This window comes from Pseudomonas sp. GL_139_B (assembly GCF_057834475.1).
On record NZ_CM174403.1, the window covers coordinates 5,349,990 to 5,368,408 of the forward strand.

Annotated in this window: 10 protein-coding genes, 2 tRNA genes and 3 rRNA genes; 3 read left to right on the forward strand and 12 right to left on the reverse strand. The window is 55.6% G+C overall.

Annotation, left to right across the window (positions count from 1 at the left end):
• Nucleotides 1-189: 189 nt before the first annotated feature.
• From mksB to mksF, 3 genes are read left to right on the forward strand one after another with little or no spacing between them, the layout of a single operon-like run.
• Nucleotides 190-1,467 (forward strand): Mks condensin complex protein MksB, encoded by a 1,278-nt coding sequence (gene mksB / locus AC3ISI_RS24455; protein ID WP_489334174.1) that lies wholly within the window; start codon nt 190-192, stop codon nt 1,465-1,467.
• Nucleotides 1,457-2,158, forward strand: coding sequence for an Mks condensin complex protein MksE (gene mksE, locus AC3ISI_RS24460; protein ID WP_489334175.1), 702 nt, complete (start codon nt 1,457-1,459; stop codon nt 2,156-2,158). The genes mksB and mksE overlap by 11 nt, the downstream gene beginning before the upstream one ends.
• Nucleotides 2,155-4,995 carry an Mks condensin complex protein MksF gene (mksF, locus tag AC3ISI_RS24465; RefSeq protein ID WP_489334176.1) on the forward strand — a complete coding sequence of 947 codons (2,841 nt, stop codon included), beginning with the start codon at nt 2,155-2,157 and terminating at the stop codon, nt 4,993-4,995. The genes mksE and mksF overlap by 4 nt, the downstream gene beginning before the upstream one ends.
• A 193-nt stretch (nt 4,996-5,188) precedes the next feature.
• Here mksF and AC3ISI_RS24470 read toward each other — a convergent pair whose 3' ends face one another.
• The 12 genes from AC3ISI_RS24470 to ilvC all read right to left on the reverse strand — a co-directional run bounded on the left by AC3ISI_RS24470 (nt 5,189) and on the right by ilvC (nt 18,380).
• Complete coding sequence (locus AC3ISI_RS24470; protein ID WP_489334177.1) at nt 5,189-7,492, reverse strand: PqiB family protein; 2,304 nt, start codon at nt 7,490-7,492, stop codon at nt 5,189-5,191.
• Nucleotides 7,485-8,108 carry a paraquat-inducible protein A gene (locus AC3ISI_RS24475; protein WP_223519818.1) on the reverse strand — a complete coding sequence of 208 codons (624 nt, stop codon included), beginning with the start codon at nt 8,106-8,108 and terminating at the stop codon, nt 7,485-7,487. The genes AC3ISI_RS24470 and AC3ISI_RS24475 overlap by 8 nt, the downstream gene beginning before the upstream one ends.
• Nucleotides 8,095-8,754 (reverse strand): paraquat-inducible protein A, encoded by a 660-nt coding sequence (locus AC3ISI_RS24480; protein WP_489334178.1) that lies wholly within the window; start codon nt 8,752-8,754, stop codon nt 8,095-8,097. Before AC3ISI_RS24480 ends, AC3ISI_RS24475 begins: the two co-directional genes overlap by 14 nt.
• 149 nt (nt 8,755-8,903) lie before the next feature.
• A 5S ribosomal RNA gene (gene rrf / locus AC3ISI_RS24485) occupies nt 8,904-9,019 on the reverse strand.
• Nucleotides 9,020-9,167: 148 nt separating this feature from the next.
• Nucleotides 9,168-12,059: ribosomal RNA gene (locus AC3ISI_RS24490) — 23S ribosomal RNA — on the reverse strand.
• A gap of 235 nt (nt 12,060-12,294) precedes the next feature.
• A tRNA-Ala gene (locus AC3ISI_RS24495) sits at nt 12,295-12,370 on the reverse strand.
• 30 nt (nt 12,371-12,400) lie between these two features.
• Nucleotides 12,401-12,477, reverse strand: a tRNA-Ile gene (locus tag AC3ISI_RS24500).
• Between the two features lie 162 nt (nt 12,478-12,639).
• Nucleotides 12,640-14,176 (reverse strand): 16S ribosomal RNA (locus AC3ISI_RS24505).
• Together the 16S, 23S and 5S rRNA genes with 2 tRNA genes alongside form the textbook arrangement of a ribosomal RNA operon.
• A 487-nt stretch (nt 14,177-14,663) precedes the next feature.
• Entirely contained in the window at nt 14,664-15,284 is a 621-nt protein-coding gene (gene msrQ / locus AC3ISI_RS24510; protein WP_489334179.1) for a protein-methionine-sulfoxide reductase heme-binding subunit MsrQ, read from the reverse strand.
• Entirely contained in the window at nt 15,284-16,297 is a 1,014-nt protein-coding gene (gene msrP, locus AC3ISI_RS24515) for a protein-methionine-sulfoxide reductase catalytic subunit MsrP (protein ID WP_489334180.1), read from the reverse strand. Before msrP ends, msrQ begins: the two co-directional genes overlap by 1 nt.
• A 63-nt stretch (nt 16,298-16,360) precedes the next feature.
• Nucleotides 16,361-17,218 carry a CDP-diacylglycerol--serine O-phosphatidyltransferase gene (pssA, locus tag AC3ISI_RS24520; RefSeq protein WP_007948646.1) on the reverse strand — a complete coding sequence of 286 codons (858 nt, stop codon included), beginning with the start codon at nt 17,216-17,218 and terminating at the stop codon, nt 16,361-16,363.
• A gap of 145 nt (nt 17,219-17,363) precedes the next feature.
• Nucleotides 17,364-18,380, reverse strand: coding sequence for a ketol-acid reductoisomerase (ilvC, locus tag AC3ISI_RS24525; protein ID WP_007948647.1), 1,017 nt, complete (start codon nt 18,378-18,380; stop codon nt 17,364-17,366).
• Nucleotides 18,381-18,419: the final 39 nt, after the last annotated feature.

Here is an 18,419-nt window from a genome sequence, read left to right on the forward strand (position 1 = left end):
GGCGACGGGACTCGATAAGCAAAGGTCGGCCACTTGTGGATAACTAAAGTGCGCTGATTCTACCGCCCTTCGCTCAAGATCGCCCGCGCTTGATCGATAGAAAACCTACAGTCTGTCCCGAGAGTGAATCGCATCGCCTGCGATGCAGTACAATCGCGGCTTTTAATCGCCAACCAGCCGGCCATTCCGATGATCGAACCCAAGCGCGTCTTGCGCGCCCTCGCTGAACACTGGGCACTTCTGGAGCCACTGTGCGAGCACTTCGACCAAGGCACATTGAGCCTCAACGAACTGCGTTCACAGTTGGCCGCCCAGCAACTCGACAGTACGCCGCAGGACATCACCAGCCTGCTGGACGTGTGGATCCGCCTCGACATTCTGGTTCCCGTGGCGAAAAGCCCGAACCGTTTCGAGCTCAATGCGCAGATCCACGACTTCCTCGCCTATCTGCGCCGTGAGCACCGACTGGGCCTGTGCCTGGAAATCGAAGCCTACTTGCGCCATCTCGAGCGCCTGGCCGGTTATATCCAGGACGCCTTCGACATTCGTGATGGCCACGATCTGGCGCGCCAATTGCGCTTGCTCGATATGCGCGTACGCGATGTACTGAAAAAACTCGATAACGATGAACAGGCGCTGGTGGCCGTCGCCGAAAGGGCGAAAACCAGCGACCGACAGATTCCTTTGCGTCAACGTTATGCTGAAGTGCTGGCGACCTGGGACGAATACGTCGAGCCTATGATTGACCTGGTGAACGCCGACGGCGCCTTCGAACAAGGCGTACGAAAGGTCGAAACCGTCCTACTGAAGATGCTCAGCGAGCAGCAGCGCCTCGGCCATCTGGTCGATGACGACATGCTGCTGCGCACCCACGCGCGCATCCTCGAAATGCAGACCAGCGCCCAATTGACCCTGCGTCATGCCCGCGAACTGTTGCTGCCGCTGCGTGAAGAAGCCCGTCGCCACAACGCCGTAACTCGCGGCGCGGCGCTGGCCTTGTCGGCTATTCGTCGCAAAGGCATCGACGCCGTACCGCAAGCCGCGATGCCAATGTTCACTCGCCCGCAAAGCACGTTCCTCGGCAGTGCGAGTCAGGTCGAAGCCTACGTGTATGCGCTGGCCCGTTTCGAACCGAAACCGGCGCGCTTCCCCAAGGCCCACAAGACCCAGAAAGGCGAAGCCCCGCGCGCGCCACGTACCGTTCGCGAAATGCTCGAACGCTGCGAAGACGCCCTGCCGATGCCGGACCTGATGACCTGGCTGCTGGAGCAGGAGCCGGACGGCGCGACCGACGAATTGCTGTACTGGTTCTCGCGCCTGTCGCGGGAGAAGCGCTTCAAACGCGAGCGTCTGGAACGCCGCGATTACCACACTCATGAGCACCAGGTCAGCCTGCGCTCCTTCGCCCTGCTCTCGGCCGGCGACACCGCCGCCGAGGATTCTGCGAGCATCCCACATGCATCTTGATCTAAACGAACTGTCCCAGCTGGCGCCGATCTTTCGCGAACTGTTCAAGGGCTACCACGTCAGTCGCCGCGACCCGGAGTTGTACGCGCAACTGTCGAACTTCCAGGACCAGTACCGCACGCTGTTCAAGGCGTTGGGATTTGAACTGGTCTGCGACACCCGGGGTTTCTACTACTTCGTGCCGGACCTCGCCGCCGCCGCAGTGAACAAGACCGCGCAACGACTGGCGCTGTTCACCTTCATCCTCGTCGAGCACCTGGCCGATCAGGGCCGTGACCCGGTTGCCGTGCTCGACGGTGGCAGCCTCGGCCGCGATGAATTGCCTTCCTTACTGGAAAAGTACCGCGACCTGTTCATCCAGGCGGAAGTGCAGATGGTCGAAGAACTCGAAGAAAAGATCATGCGCCGCATGACCCAGCTCGGATTCGCCGGCGAAGAAAACGGCATCTACCGTTTCCTGCCGCCGATGCACCGCTTCCTCGACGTCTGCCTGTCGGTTCAGCAAGACCGCGATCTGGCGGCCAGCCTGCACAGTGTGCTGCCATTGCCGGTCCCGGTGCTGATCGATGACGACAGCGACGAAAAGCTGCTGAAAACTGATGATCCGCTGGATTTGACTGACTTCGAAGAAGAAAGCGAAGAAGACGCCATGGCCCGCGCCATTGCCGAAGAACAGGAGATCGACGCATGAGCAAGGAACGCTACGGCATTCGCCGCTTTGCCCTTTTGAATACCGCCGGTTACAGCCTCGGCTTGTTTCCGCTGGAAGAGCCGCTGTCGGTCTACGGCGCGAACAACCTCGGCAAATCCGCCTCGATTAACGCTTTGCAGTTCCCGATTCTGGCGCGCATGTCGGACATGAGTTTCGGTAAGTACAGCCTGGAACAATCCCGGCGTTTCTACTTCGCCTCGGACACCAGTTACATCCTGGTTGAAGTGTCGCTGCCCCACGGCCCGCACGTGATCGGCGTGGTCGGTCGCGGCCCGGGCGGTGGTTTCGGTCACCAGTTCTTTGCCTATGCCGGCAAACTGGATCTGGCGCATTACCAGAAGAACGACACCTGCCTGCGCCAGAAAGAACTGTTCACCAACCTTGAGCGCGAAGGCCTGAAAGCCTACGAGTTGAAGCCTGATGAGCTGCGTCGCTTGCTGGTCGGTGGTCACACCTCGATTCCGCTGGACCTGACGCTGATCCCGCTGCGCTCCACCAGCGAGCAAAGCCTGAAAACCTTCCGCGCCCTGTTCATCAACCTGCTGCACATGCGCGAAATCACCGCGGCCAAGCTCAAGCAGCTGTTCCTCGATGCGTTTGAGCACAGCCTGCGTTCCGGCAGCGTCGACTACATCGCCGCGTGCGAAGAAGCGTTCCGCGATGTGCGGCGGATGGAACAGGACTACAACTCGCTGGTCACTGCCGGCCCGCTGGTTGAAGCACTGGCCGCTGGCGTGGCCCAGCGCAATATCCTGCGCGGCAAACTGCACCGGATCTCGCCGCTGCTCGATTCCTTGCTCGGCACCTGGTCGGACTACGCCAGTGCGCGCAAGGAAGAGCTGACGATTCAGGCCGAGCATTACCGCAACGAGCAGGACGCGCTACAAAACGATCAGCGCGGCGGCACGCAAGAACTGATGCGCCTGGAACGGGAAATCACCGGCATCCAGCGCTGGCTCGGCGAGTTGTCGGTGCTCAAGCATCGCTTCGCGCTGGTCGATGACGTCAAAGTGCTGGAGCAGCAACTGCTGGCGGCCAAGGACGCTCACGATGAATTGGCTGGTGCGTTGGCACAGTCGCGGCAGTTCTCTGCCGAAGATCTGGAAGAACGCCTGCGGGATCTGGAAAAACGCCTCAAGTCGGTCAAGCAGCAGCTCGATCACGCTGATAACAACAGCTACGCCCGTCTGCGTGAAGAGTTCTCGCAGCAGGACGTCGAGCGTTTGATGCGTCTGTTCAATAGCGCTTTGTTCAGCCTGCCGCTGGGTGAGCACGGCATTACGCTGGACGAGGACGGCCAGTGGGTCAAATCCATGGAGCTGATCCTCGACGGTTTCAAAGGCGAGCGCTTCGAAGTGCCGGGCCTGTCCATCGACATTTCGCACATCGAACCGCCAGCGCTGCAAGCCCTGGCTGACCGTGCCGCGTTGCGCGATCAGAAAGAGCGTCTGGACAAAGAACTCAAGCAACTCAAGACCCAGCAGGCCGTGGCCGCCGACCGCGCGGCGAGCAAGACCCAGACCGAAGCGCTGTACCAGCAAGTGTTGGATGCGCAAAAAGCCCTGGAAGATTTCCGTCGCGCGCAAACCCTGAGCGCCGAGGAAGGCGACAAGCTTGAGCAACTGGCACAGATGGAAGCGGCGCAGGACGAATTGAAGCGTTCCAGCGACGCCTTCACCGAACGCGTTCAGCAACTGTCGGCCAAGCTGCAATTGGTCGGCCGTCAAATCGGCGACATGGAAGCCAAGCAGCGCACCCTCGACGACGCCCTGCGCCGACGTCAGCTGTTGCCGGCAGACATGCCTTTTGGCACGCCGTTCATGGACCCGATCGACGATTCCATGGACAACCTGCTGCCGCTGCTCAATGACTATCAGGACAGCTGGCAAGGTTTGCTGCGCAGCGACGGTCAGATCGAAGCGCTGTACGCACAGGTCCGCCTCAAAGGCGTGGCCAAATTCGACAGCGAAGACGATATGGAACGCCGTCTGCAATTGCTGATCAACGCCTACGCGCACCGCACCGATGAAGCCCTGACACTGGGCAAGGCGCGTCGTGCAGCGGTTACCGACATCGCCCGGACCCTGCGCAACATTCGTAGCGACTACGACAGCCTCGAGCATCAACTGGCGCTGTTCAACCGCGAGATCAACAAGCGTCAGGTCTCCAACCTGCAAAGCTTCCGCATCGTGCTCGCGCCGAACAAGGAAGCGCTCAAGCACATCGACCAGATCATCCACAGCGCCGGCCAGTACGAAGAAGGCGAAACCCTCTCCGTGTTCGACCTGAGCCAAAGCGCCGAGCAGGACAACAAGAACGAAGAAGCCAAGGAATACCTGGCACGGCTGGTGGCGGCCAACCACAACCAGCTGGGCCTCAAGGACTTGTTCGAACTGGCCTTCGAGATCACCAAGGTCAATGGTCAGCCGGTGATCCACACCGACATCGACGGCGCCGCTTCCAACGGCACCACGATGACCATCAAGGCGCTGACCAACATGTACTTGTTGCTGCACTTGATGGACCGCGACCAGGCCGGTCGCGTGCGCCTACCGTACTACCTCGACGAAGCGGCGGACATCGACGAGAAGAACCAGGCAGCGCTGCTGGAAACGAGTTTGCAACTGGGCTTCGTGCCGATCCTGGCGAGCGTGAAACCGCAGGTTTGCGCCAGTGTTGCGATTGACCTGGAAGGTGGCAGCGGGCCGAACGGGATCTACATCGACGAGGCGGACTGGAAGTACATTCGTCGTCATGATGAAGTGAAGGCGAACGTTGTAGTGCAAGCTGATGAGCCGGAGCTGGATGTAGTCTGAGTTAAACCGTCAGATACGAAAAGGCCGCGATCCAATGGATCGCGGCCTTTTTTATGGGAGTGTCTCGCCGCATTTGAGGGCCCCATCGCGAGCAGGCTCGCTCCCACAATGGTTCGGTATGCACCGGATTTAATGTGGGAGCGAGCCTGCTCGCGATAGCACAGGCACCGGCACAGGCACCGGCACCGATAGACTACTTGCCGATTGCGATCTTCGGCGCCCAGGTCAGCCACTCATCTTCGAACTTGTCGAACAGCGGGAAGGTTTGTTCAGCCCGCGCCGGGCTACCCATGCGATCACCGTCCGGCGTGGCAAAGGCGATGCCCCCCTGAATCAGCGTCTCCAGCGACTCGGTGCGCACCGTTGCCCCTTTGAACAAGCCGTAGTCGATACCAAAACCGCTGCTGTTCCAGAAACGCGTGCCGCTACGCACCAACGGCGCGTATTTCGGCTCAATCAGAATGTGTACCAACACACGATCCGCAGTCTGCCCGAGTTCATAGCCAGTGACCTTGCCGACGGTGATTTCGCGGTACGTCACCGGCACACCGGTTTTCAGTGAACCTCGGCGGGCGGCACTCAGCACCAAGCTCAAGCCGGCTTCCTGCTTGCTGCTTTCCGGCGGGTTAGCCAATGCTACGAAGTTCTTCTGCGGGCCAAGGTTCTTCGGTGCAGGTTGCACTTCGATATATTGGCCGGTCACCAGAGTTTCGAGGTTGGTGGTCTTGATCAGACCCAGTTCAGGTTTGACCACCCAGAACTGACTACCCACCCGGGCAATGTGCTCCGGCACTTCGGTGATCCGCGCGGTGAGCAGTACCGATTGCAGATCATCGGTGAGGTCAACGTCCTCAATCTTGCCGACATCCAGCCCTTTGAATCGTACTGGTGTGCCGTTACGCAAGCCATCGGCGCGCTCAACCTTGATGGTGACCACGGTGCCTTTCTGATTGGACTCATCATGGTTGGCGAACAGACGGAAACGCGGAACTTTCTTTTGCAGCGGCGCCTTGGCTTCCGGTGTTTCGAAAGCGATACCGCCAGCCATCAGGCTTTGCAACGATTCACTTTTGACCTGTATCCCGCCCGTCAGTCCGCCCGTGAGCGTGATGCCGCTGGCATTCCAGAAACGCGTGGAGGCGTTGACCAGTCCTTCATATTCCTTCTCGATGTGAACACCGATCACCAGTTGCTTGGTTTTCTTGGAGAATTGATAGCTCTGGACCGAACCGACCTTGACCTGCTTGTAGAGAATCGGGCTACCGACTTCCAGCGATCCCAGGTTTTCAGTAAACAATACCAGGTGCAGGCCCGGCGATCGCAGATCCAGTGGCGGCGCCTTGGGCCGCGCCACGAATTCGCGCTGCGGTGCTGAACCTTTATCGCCAGGACGCACTGCGATGTAGTTACCTTTGACCAACGCTTCCAGACCGGTGATACCCGCGAGGGAAATCGACGGTTTGACTACCCAGAACTGTGTGCCGGTGACCAGATAATCTTCAGCCAATGGATCGAGGGTCAGTTCAGCAGTGGCACCGGACAGGTCCGGATCGATCTTCAGCGCTTTAAGGTTGCCGACCTGAATACCTTTGTACATCACCGGCGTACGACCAGCTTGCAGGCCTTCAAAGTCGGTGAGTTTGACCTTGACCCGAATGCCGGCAGCCGCAGCGTCAAAGTCTTCGTAAAGACGGAAAGGCAAGCTAGGATCGGTGGGCGGACTGTCTTTGCGGTTATCCGGTGTGGCGAACGCGATACCACCGGCGACGATGCTGGCAAGCGACTCACTGCGAATTTTCACACCGGACAGATTGGCGTCGATGCTGATGCCACTGGCGTTCCAGAAACGCGTGTGTTTGCGCACCAGATTGGCGTAGGTGGGTTCAATGAAAACTTTGAGCTCGACCGTACTCTGGTCTTCCGAAAGCACGTAGCTTTTGATCTCGCCGACCTTGATCTGCTTGTAGAACACAGGGCTGCCGCGGTTCAGAGAACCGAGGCGATCAGCCTTGATGGTCAGGTGCAAACCCGGCTTGGCGTCAGACAAAGGCGGCTCTTCGGCCAGCGCCTTGAATTTGCGAGTGGGTTCACCTTCACCAGGGCTGATCGCCACGTAATTACCTGAGACCAACGTTTCCAGACCAGTGATACCCGCCAGGGTCACGCTCGGCTTGACCAGCCAGAAGCGCGTGCTGGTCTTGAGGTATTGCTCGACATCCTTATTCATCTCGACAGTCGCGATCACGCCTTTGGAGGCGCCTTCGTCATCGAGTTTGAGGGCTTTTACCTTACCGACGGACATACCTTTGTAGACCACTTCGGTCTTGTTGGCCTGGATGCCTTCGCCACTTTCGAAACGTATCTGAACCTCGATGCCTGTCTCGTTATAAGCACGCCAGCCAAGCCAGCCGCCGATAATCAAGGCGATCAGAGGCAGAATCCAGATGGCTGACCAGTTCGAGGCCGGTCGGGTTTTCGCTGTAGGCAAATCAGTCATGGTCGTCGTCCGACTCCGTGTTATCCCAAATCAGTCGGGGATCGAAAGAAACTGCGGCAAGCATCGTCAAAATCACCACACTGGCGAAGGCGATGGCGCCAAGATTGGCTTCAATGCTGGCAAGCCGTCCGAAATTCACGACCGCCACCAGGATGGCGATCACAAAGATATCCAGCATCGACCAGCGGCCAATGAACTCGATAAAGCGGTACATCCAGATACGTTGGCGAGCCGAGAGTGGCTGGCGGCGCTGTATCGAAAACAGCAGCAACCCTATGCCCACCAGTTTGAACGTCGGCACTAGAATACTGGCAATGAACACAACTGCCGCGATGGGAAACATGCCGTAATGAACCAGGTCAATCACGCCGGACATGATGGTGCTTGGGGCGCCCTTGCCGAGTGAATTGATGGTCATGATCGGCAGCATGTTGGCCGGAATGTAGAGAATCGCAGCGGTAATCAGCAGCGCCCAGGTGCGCACCAGGCTGTTCGGGCGACGGGCATGAACCAGCGCACCACAACGGGTGCAGACTTGCTCGTCGGTGTCAGCTTCCTGCTTGTTCAACTCATGGCATTCCGCACAAATCAGAATGCCTGCATCAATCGCCCGCATGGGCATCCTCTCCTGATAAAGCCTGCCAGATCTGATGAGGCGACATCACTACCTCCAACCCGACCTGAACCAACAGCAAACTGATAAAGCACACCAGACCAAGACCTACGCTAATGGCTGCCATATCTGCCAGCTTTACGAACGCGACCAGAACGCCCATGAGGTAAACCTCAAGCATTCCCCAGTCCCGTAAATGGTGATAAATGCGATAGAGCAGCAAGCCGTAGCTGCGTCCGAGATCAAAGCGAATACTCAACAAGACTGCCAATTGGCAGAGCAGTTTGAGTAATGGGATTCCCATACTGCAAAGAAACACAATCACCGCAACGCTTTGCATGCCCGTATCGAACAAGGCGACAACGCCGCTCCAGACGGTGTCCTTCGACGATTGCCCGAGTAGATTGAGCTCCATGATGGGTAAAAAGTTCGCCGGCACATACAATAATAACGCGGCGATGACCAAGGCGAGACTGCGTTGCACGACGTTGTGCCGATGGGCGTAGAGCTCATAACCGCAGCGCGGGCACAGCGCTTTCTCGCCATGGGCGAGTTCGGGCTTTTGCATCAGCAAGTCGCACTCATGACATGCGACCAAATCGTCCAGCGGTAATTCTGACAGCCTTGGGGCGTCAACCGAATCTGGCATAAAGGCTCTGGCTCCGAGAAAGTTGGACCTATTCTAGAGGTATGAGTCGAAAATAACTGCGCCAATTTGTGCGTTAAACAGAGGCGTACTTTCCTGCAGACAAAACAAAACCCCTACCTGCATACGCAGATAGGGGTTTCGGAATTTAATCTTGACGATGACCTACTCTCACATGGGGAAACCCCACACTACCATCGGCGATGCATCGTTTCACTGCTGAGTTCGGGATGGGATCAGGTGGTTCCAATGCTCTATGGTCGTCAAGAAATTCGGTAGCCAGCTCGTGCTCTCTTGCGAGATCACGCTCCAGCGAATGGGTATGCAATAGATTTGTGCGTTGCTTTCGAACTTTCGGTTCTTTCGTCTTCACACACCGCAATCTGGCCTTTCGACGCAAATTGCTTGGGTGTTATATGGTCAAGCCTCACGGGCAATTAGTATTGGTTAGCTCAACGCCTCACAGCGCTTACACACCCAACCTATCAACGTCGTAGTCTTCGACGGCCCTTCAGGGGACTCAAGGTCCCAGTGAGATCTCATCTTGAGGCTAGTTTCCCGCTTAGATGCTTTCAGCGGTTATCTATTCCGAACATAGCTACCCGGCAATGCCACTGGCGTGACAACCGGAACACCAGAGGTTCGTCCACTCCGGTCCTCTCGTACTAGGAGCAGCCCCTCTCAAATCTCAAACGTCCACGGCAGATAGGGACCGAACTGTCTCACGACGTTCTAAACCCAGCTCGCGTACCACTTTAAATGGCGAACAGCCATACCCTTGGGACCGGCTTCAGCCCCAGGATGTGATGAGCCGACATCGAGGTGCCAAACACCGCCGTCGATATGAACTCTTGGGCGGTATCAGCCTGTTATCCCCGGAGTACCTTTTATCCGTTGAGCGATGGCCCTTCCATACAGAACCACCGGATCACTAAGACCTACTTTCGTACCTGCTCGACGTGTCTGTCTCGCAGTCAAGCGCGCTTTTGCCTTTATACTCTACGACCGATTTCCGACCGGTCTGAGCGCACCTTCGTACTCCTCCGTTACTCTTTAGGAGGAGACCGCCCCAGTCAAACTACCCACCATACACTGTCCTCGATCCGGATAACGGACCTGAGTTAGAACCTCAAAGTTGCCAGGGTGGTATTTCAAGGTTGGCTCCACGCGAACTGGCGTCCACGCTTCAAAGCCTCCCACCTATCCTACACAAGCAAATTCAAAGTCCAGTGCAAAGCTATAGTAAAGGTTCACGGGGTCTTTCCGTCTAGCCGCGGATACACTGCATCTTCACAGCGATTTCAATTTCACTGAGTCTCGGGTGGAGACAGCGCCGCCATCGTTACGCCATTCGTGCAGGTCGGAACTTACCCGACAAGGAATTTCGCTACCTTAGGACCGTTATAGTTACGGCCGCCGTTTACCGGGGCTTCGATCAAGAGCTTCGCGTTAGCTAACCCCATCAATTAACCTTCCGGCACCGGGCAGGCGTCACACCCTATACGTCCACTTTCGTGTTTGCAGAGTGCTGTGTTTTTAATAAACAGTCGCAGCGGCCTGGTATCTTCGACCGGCATGGGCTTACGCAGTAAATGCTTCACCCTCACCGGCGCACCTTCTCCCGAAGTTACGGTGCCATTTTGCCTAGTTCCTTCACCCGAGTTCTCTCAAGCGCCTTGGTATTCTCTACCCAACCACCTGTGTCGGTTTGGGGTACGGTTCCTGGTTACCTGAAGCTTAGAAGCTTTTCTTGGAAGCATGGCATCAACCACTTCGTGTGCTAAAAGCACACTCGTCATCAGCTCTCGGCCTTAGAATCCCGGATTTACCTAAGATTCCAGCCTACCACCTTAAACTTGGACAACCAACGCCAAGCTGGCCTAGCCTTCTCCGTCCCTCCATCGCAATAACCAGAAGTACAGGAATATTAACCTGTTTTCCATCGACTACGCTTTTCAGCCTCGCCTTAGGGACCGACTAACCCTGCGTCGATTAACGTTGCGCAGGAAACCTTGGTCTTTCGGCGTGGGTGTTTTTCACACCCATTGTCGTTACTCATGTCAGCATTCGCACTTCTGATACCTCCAGCAAGCTTCTCAACTCACCTTCACAGGCTTACAGAACGCTCCTCTACCGCATCACCTAAGTGATACCCGTAGCTTCGGTGTATGGTTTGAGCCCCGTTACATCTTCCGCGCAGGCCGACTCGACTAGTGAGCTATTACGCTTTCTTTAAAGGGTGGCTGCTTCTAAGCCAACCTCCTAGCTGTCTAAGCCTTCCCACATCGTTTCCCACTTAACCATAACTTTGGGACCTTAGCTGACGGTCTGGGTTGTTTCCCTTTTCACGACGGACGTTAGCACCCGCCGTGTGTCTCCCATGCTCGGCACTTGTAGGTATTCGGAGTTTGCATCGGTTTGGTAAGTCGGGATGACCCCCTAGCCGAAACAGTGCTCTACCCCCTACAGTGATACATGAGGCGCTACCTAAATAGCTTTCGAGGAGAACCAGCTATCTCCGAGCTTGATTAGCCTTTCACTCCGATCCACAGGTCATCCGCTAACTTTTCAACGGTAGTCGGTTCGGTCCTCCAGTTAGTGTTACCCAACCTTCAACCTGCCCATGGATAGATCGCCCGGTTTCGGGTCTATTCCCAGCGACTAGACGCCCTATTAAGACTCGCTTTCGCTACGCCTCCCCTATTCGGTTAAGCTCGCCACTGAAAATAAGTCGCTGACCCATTATACAAAAGGTACGCAGTCACCCAACAAAGTGGGCTCCCACTGCTTGTACGCATACGGTTTCAGGATCTATTTCACTCCCCTCTCCGGGGTTCTTTTCGCCTTTCCCTCACGGTACTAGTTCACTATCGGTCAGTCAGTAGTATTTAGCCTTGGAGGATGGTCCCCCCATATTCAGACAAAGTTTCTCGTGCTCCGTCCTACTCGATTTCATGACCAAGAGATTTTCGCGTACAGGGCTATCACCCACTATGGCCGCACTTTCCAGAGCGTTCCGCTAATCTCAAAGCCACTTAAGGGCTGGTCCCCGTTCGCTCGCCACTACTAAGGGAATCTCGGTTGATTTCTTTTCCTCAGGGTACTTAGATGTTTCAGTTCCCCTGGTTCGCCTCTTAAGCCTATGTATTCAGCTTAAGATAACCATCTTATGATGGCTGGGTTCCCCCATTCAGACATCTCCGGATCAAAGTCTGTTTGCCGACTCCCCGAAGCTTTTCGCAGGCTACCACGTCTTTCATCGCCTCTGACTGCCAAGGCATCCACCGTATGCGCTTCTTCACTTGACCATATAACCCCAAGCAATCTGGTTATACTGTGAAGACGACATTCGCCGAAAATTCGCAATTTAACTCACAAATTTTACCTTAGCCTGAACCGTTACCAGTGAAAGTAACGTTCAGTCTATCTTTCTATCACATACCCAAATTTTTAAAGAACGAACTAGTCAAAGACTAGAAATCAACATTCACCATCATTCGATGGAATGCTCATTTCTAAGCTTTATACCGACAGAAGCAGTAGTGGTGGAGCCAAACGGGATCGAACCGTTGACCTCCTGCGTGCAAGGCAGGCGCTCTCCCAGCTGAGCTATGGCCCCGTATTTCTACAGGCGTTTCCCACACAAAATTGGTGGGTCTGGGCAGATTCGAACTGCCGACCTCACCCTTATCAGGGGTGCGCTCTAACCAACTGAGCTACAGACCCAATTTCGAGCTACTCAGGCCGATCTCACCCTGCTCTTGACCACAAAGCATGGGGTACGCTCTAACCAACTCAGCTACAAACCGATACAGGCTGCTTCTTTCGTCTTCTTCAATGAATCAAGCAATTCGTGTGGGAACTTATGGAGCAGCTGATGTCGTCGATTAAGGAGGTGATCCAGCCGCAGGTTCCCCTACGGCTACCTTGTTACGACTTCACCCCAGTCATGAATCACACCGTGGTAACCGTCCTCCCGAAGGTTAGACTAGCTACTTCTGGTGCAACCCACTCCCATGGTGTGACGGGCGGTGTGTACAAGGCCCGGGAACGTATTCACCGCGACATTCTGATTCGCGATTACTAGCGATTCCGACTTCACGCAGTCGAGTTGCAGACTGCGATCCGGACTACGATCGGTTTTCTGGGATTAGCTCCACCTCGCGGCTTGGCAACCCTCTGTACCGACCATTGTAGCACGTGTGTAGCCCAGGCCGTAAGGGCCATGATGACTTGACGTCATCCCCACCTTCCTCCGGTTTGTCACCGGCAGTCTCCTTAGAGTGCCCACCATTACGTGCTGGTAACTAAGGACAAGGGTTGCGCTCGTTACGGGACTTAACCCAACATCTCACGACACGAGCTGACGACAGCCATGCAGCACCTGTCTCAATGTTCCCGAAGGCACCAATCCATCTCTGGAAAGTTCATTGGATGTCAAGGCCTGGTAAGGTTCTTCGCGTTGCTTCGAATTAAACCACATGCTCCACCGCTTGTGCGGGCCCCCGTCAATTCATTTGAGTTTTAACCTTGCGGCCGTACTCCCCAGGCGGTCAACTTAATGCGTTAGCTGCGCCACTAAGAGCTCAAGGCTCCCAACGGCTAGTTGACATCGTTTACGGCGTGGACTACCAGGGTATCTAATCCTGTTTGCTCCCCACGCTTTCGCACCTCAGTGTCAGTATCAGTCCAGGTGGTCGCCTTCGCCACTGGTGTTCCTTCCTATATCTACGCATTTCACCGCTACACAGGAAATTCCACCACCCTCTACCATACTCTAGCTCGTCAGTTTTGAATGCAGTTCCCAGGTTGAGCCCGGGGCTTTCACATCCAACTTAACGAACCACCTACGCGCGCTTTACGCCCAGTAATTCCGATTAACGCTTGCACCCTCTGTATTACCGCGGCTGCTGGCACAGAGTTAGCCGGTGCTTATTCTGTCGGTAACGTCAAGACAGCAACGTATTAGGTTACTGCCCTTCCTCCCAACTTAAAGTGCTTTACAATCCGAAGACCTTCTTCACACACGCGGCATGGCTGGATCAGGCTTTCGCCCATTGTCCAATATTCCCCACTGCTGCCTCCCGTAGGAGTCTGGACCGTGTCTCAGTTCCAGTGTGACTGATCATCCTCTCAGACCAGTTACGGATCGTCGCCTTGGTGAGCCATTACCTCACCAACTAGCTAATCCGACCTAGGCTCATCTGATAGCGCAAGGCCCGAAGGTCCCCTGCTTTCTCCCGTAGGACGTATGCGGTATTAGCGTTCGTTTCCGAACGTTATCCCCCACTACCAGGCAGATTCCTAGGCATTACTCACCCGTCCGCCGCTCTCAAGAGAAGCAAGCTTCTCTCTACCGCTCGACTTGCATGTGTTAGGCCTGCCGCCAGCGTTCAATCTGAGCCATGATCAAACTCTTCAGTTCAAACATCTTTGGGTTTTTAAGAAACCCTAAACTTGGCTCAGCAATCGTTGGTTACATCTTTGATTTCTCGCGGAGTAACTTGTGATGCTGATAATCTTGTTGACTATCAGTCTGACTCCACAAGCACCCACACGAATTGCTTGATTCAGTTGTTAAAGAGCGGTTGGTTAAGATCTTTCGTCTCAACCGAGGCGCGCATTCTACAGCAGCCTCTGTTGCTGTCAAGCGGTTATTTTCAGAAGTTTTCAAAGTTTCCTTTGTAACTTCAACCACTTGCGCTTTCGATCTCTCGTTAGCGGGAGGCGAATTCTACAGCGTTACACGCTGCTGTCAACACCTCTTTTTCAACTCCTTTCGGGCTTCGATAAACTGAAGCCGCTTGCTGCCGAAAACTGCATAACTCTTTGTTTACCAAGGAGTTTTCCGTTTCGACTGCGCCGGAAGTGGGGCGAATTATAGACATCCAGAATCTGCCGTCAACCTTTAATTACGCCTTTCGTACAGACGTCGCCTTTTTAGCCACTAAACGCGGGATTCGACGAGTAACTACCGGTATACGCAGCACTAATAGCACCCCCCCTATAGAGGCATACGCCGCCCACTCCTTCAGATCGGCACGAACAATCCACAGCATATGCAGCAACCCAAGCCCGAGAACCACATAGACCAGGCGATGCAGCTTCTTCCAGCGCACGCCCAAACGCCGCTGACTGTAGCGATTGGAGGTCACCGCCAACGCCAACAAACACAGAAATCCCACAGTACCGACGATAATGTACGGCCGTTTGCGCAACTCAACACCCAGTTGCGACCAGTCGAACCCAAGAATGAACGCCGTATAGCCGCTTAAATGCAAAACCACATACGCGAAGCACCACAAACCCAACTGCCTTCGCACCGCAATCCACCCTGCCCACCCGGAGAGTTTTTGCAGAGGCGTCAAGCTGAGCGTAATGAGTAGCAGAACAAGCGTCCCCAACCCCAATCGATCGACCAGCACCTTGCCCGGATCAGGACCCAGCACATCAACCCACGCCTGATACAACCAGAGTAGCGGCCACACCGCTGCCGCAATGAAGACACCAATACGCCAAACCGGAAAACGCATCAGTAGCTCTTCCGCAAATCGAGCCCTGTATATAGAGAGGCGACTTCATCCGCGTAGCCGTTGAACATCTGCGTGTCGCGCACATTGGGCTTGAACAGACCACTGGGCAAACGGCGCTCCCGCGCCTGAGTCCAACGCGGGTGATCGACCGTGGGATTCACGTTCGCGTAAAAACCATACTCATCCGCGGCAATGCTCTGCCAGGTGGTTTTCGGCTGCTCGCTGACCAGACTGATACGCACAATGGATTTGATACTCTTGAAACCGTACTTCCAGGGCACCACCAGACGCAGCGGCGCTCCATTCTGATTTGGCAGTTCACGCCCGTACATGCCTACCGCGAGAATCGCCAGTGGGTTCATCGCTTCATCCAGACGCAACCCTTCTACATACGGCCAGTCAATCAGGGCAAAGCCTGACCGCTGACCCGACATACTCTTGGGATCTTCGAGTGTTTCGAAACGGATGTACTTCGCCTTGGAGGTCGGCTCGACTTGCTTGAGCAAGGCCGAGATGGGGAACCCTATCCAAGGAATGACCATCGACCAGGCTTCAACACAGCGAAGACGATAGATCCGCTCCTCCAATTGATAAGGCTTCATGAAGTCTTCCAGCGCATACCGCCCCGGCTTACCCACCTCTCCATCCACCACTACGCTCCACGGCTCAGTCTTTAACGCCCCCGCATTGGCAGCAGGGTCGCCTTTATCAGTACCGAACTCATAGAAGTTGTTGTAGTGGGTTGCATCCTTGAATGGCGTAATCGCTTCGTCTTTGACGGCGACCGCTCCCCATTTAGTAGAAGGAAGCTTTTCGGTAAACCAGGAAGGCGTCTTGCCAGGCTCGACATCCGCATAGCGCGCAGCCTCTTCGGCACCGGCCCAGCGCGGCAGGCTACTGACAGCCAAACCTGCAACGGCAGCGCCGAGAACATTCCGACGGGATAGATAGAAGGATTCAGGCGTGACGTCCGACTCATGGCAGTCAGACGCTTTGGGGACTTTGATCAGCATGGCAACTCCGCAGCATTGGAGAACAGTTGCACCAATAGACTGCGGAGTATGAGGGAAATTACATCACTCGGCGTTTTTGTGCCGACGAAGGCGCAACAGGTATTGCACCGGGCCAGAGGCCGCGTAAGCGAGGAACACCAGCAGCAGAATGCGTGGCGGATCACTGAAGACCACAGCAAACACCAGCACCACCGCAAGGATCGCCACGAAAGGCACGCGCCCTTTCAAGTCCAGTTCCTTGAAGCTGTTGTACTTGATATTGCTGACCATCAGCATGCCGGCAGCTGCAACCATCAGCGCAACCAGGAAGGACATCTTCGATCCCTGGATGCCGTAATCGCTGAACGCCCAGACTATCCCGGCAACCACACCCGCCGCCGCCGGGCTGGCCAGACCGATGAAATAGCGTTTGTCCGCGGTGCCGACCTGAGTGTTGAAGCGCGCCAGACGCAGCGCAGCGCCCGCTACATAGATGAAGGCGACCATCCAGCCAACCTTGCCCATATCACCCAAGGCCCAGCCAAATGCCAGCAACGCCGGCGCGACACCAAAGGCGACCATGTCGGACAGTGAGTCGTACTCAGCACCAAAAGCACTCTGAGTATTGGTCATGCGAGCCACACGGCCATCAAGACCGTCGAGCACCATCGCAACGAAAATCGCGATCGCGGCAAAAGCAAAGTATTTGCTCGCATTGACCGAATCACCGGCACTCAATGCCGCCTGGGCGCTCATCGAGTTGATGATGGAATAAAATCCCGCGAACAGGTTCGCAGTGGTGAACAGATTCGGCAGAAGATAGATACCACGATGCCGGACTTTACGGCCTTCAGCGTCATGCCCTTCTTCGATATGTTCATCGATGGGCAGCAGGCTTTCGGCGTCAGAAGCCTGGTTTGGCTCTTCGGGGCGTTCGCTCATGGACATTACCTTGCAACAGGATGGAAAGTTTTCGACAGGTGTCTGGGACGACGGTTCGACCACAAACGATGCAGCTTTATACCAGAAGCGGCGTTCCAAACGAAAAAACGCGGCCTAGGCCGCGTTTTCCGTACAGGGTCGTGACTTAGTTTTTGGCTTTGTCGACGATCTTGTTGGCACCGATCCACGGCATCATGGAGCGCAGTTGCTCGCCGATGATTTCGATACCGTGAGCGGCGTTGTTACGACGCTTGGCGGTCATCGAAGGATAGCCGGTTGCGCCTTCGCTGATGAACATCTTGGCGTATTCGCCGTCCTGAATACGTTTCAGGGCGTTGCGCATGGCCTGACGGGATTCGGCGTTGATCACTTCCGGACCGGTCACGTACTCGCCGTATTCAGCGTTGTTGGAGATCGAGTAGTTCATGTTGGCGATACCGCCTTCGTACATGAGGTCAACGATCAGTTTCAGTTCGTGCAGGCACTCGAAGTAGGCCATTTCTGGCGCGTAGCCAGCTTCAACCAAAGTTTCGAAACCGGCTTTGACCAGCTCAACGGTACCACCGCACAGAACGGCTTGTTCGCCGAACAGGTCGGTTTCGGTCTCGTCCTTGAAGGTGGTTTCGATGATGCCGGTACGACCGCCACCAACGCCAGCTGCGTAGGACAGTGCAACGTTTTTGGCGTTGCCGGAAGCATCCTGATAGATCGCGATCAGGTCAGGAATACCGCCGCCTTTGACGAACTCGGAACGCACGGTGTGGCCCGGTGCTTTCGGCGCGATCATGATCACGTCGAGGTCAGCGCGCGGAACAACCTGGTTGTAGTGAATCGCGAAGCCGTGGGAGAAGGCCAGGGTGGCGCCTTTCTTGATGTTCGGCTCGATTTCGTTTTTGTACAGGGCAGACTGGAACTCGTCCGGGGTCAGGATCATGACCAGGTCGGCAGCTGCAACAGCGGAAGCAACGTCAGTCACTTTCAGGCCATGAGCTTCGGCTTTGGCAACAGTGGCCGAACCTTTACGCAGACCAACAGTAACGTCAACGCCGGAGTCTTTCAGGTTGCACGCTTGAGCGTGGCCCTGGGAGCCGTAACCGATGATGGCAACTTTCTTGCCCTGGATGATGGACAGGTCGCAGTCTTTTTCGTAATAAACTTTCATGAAATTCCCCTATATATCCAGGCCGTTCAGGCCATTCGC

What these genes read in the sequence shown, in the direction of transcription:
- mksB (WP_489334174.1), top strand. Translation starts at nt 190, where the DNA reads ATGATCGAACCCAAGCGCGTCTTGCGCGCCCTCGCTGAACACTGGGCA.
- mksE (WP_489334175.1), top strand. Translation starts at nt 1,457, where the DNA reads ATGCATCTTGATCTAAACGAACTGTCCCAGCTGGCGCCGATCTTTCGC.
- mksF (WP_489334176.1), top strand. Translation starts at nt 2,155, where the DNA reads ATGAGCAAGGAACGCTACGGCATTCGCCGCTTTGCCCTTTTGAATACC.
- AC3ISI_RS24470 (WP_489334177.1), bottom strand. Translation starts at nt 7,492, where the DNA reads ATGACTGATTTGCCTACAGCGAAAACCCGACCGGCCTCGAACTGGTCA.
- AC3ISI_RS24475 (WP_223519818.1), bottom strand. Translation starts at nt 8,108, where the DNA reads ATGCGGGCGATTGATGCAGGCATTCTGATTTGTGCGGAATGCCATGAG.
- AC3ISI_RS24480 (WP_489334178.1), bottom strand. Translation starts at nt 8,754, where the DNA reads ATGCCAGATTCGGTTGACGCCCCAAGGCTGTCAGAATTACCGCTGGAC.
- msrQ (WP_489334179.1), bottom strand. Translation starts at nt 15,284, where the DNA reads ATGCGTTTTCCGGTTTGGCGTATTGGTGTCTTCATTGCGGCAGCGGTG.
- msrP (WP_489334180.1), bottom strand. Translation starts at nt 16,297, where the DNA reads ATGCTGATCAAAGTCCCCAAAGCGTCTGACTGCCATGAGTCGGACGTC.
- pssA (WP_007948646.1), bottom strand. Translation starts at nt 17,218, where the DNA reads ATGAGCGAACGCCCCGAAGAGCCAAACCAGGCTTCTGACGCCGAAAGC.
- ilvC (WP_007948647.1), bottom strand. Translation starts at nt 18,380, where the DNA reads ATGAAAGTTTATTACGAAAAAGACTGCGACCTGTCCATCATCCAGGGC.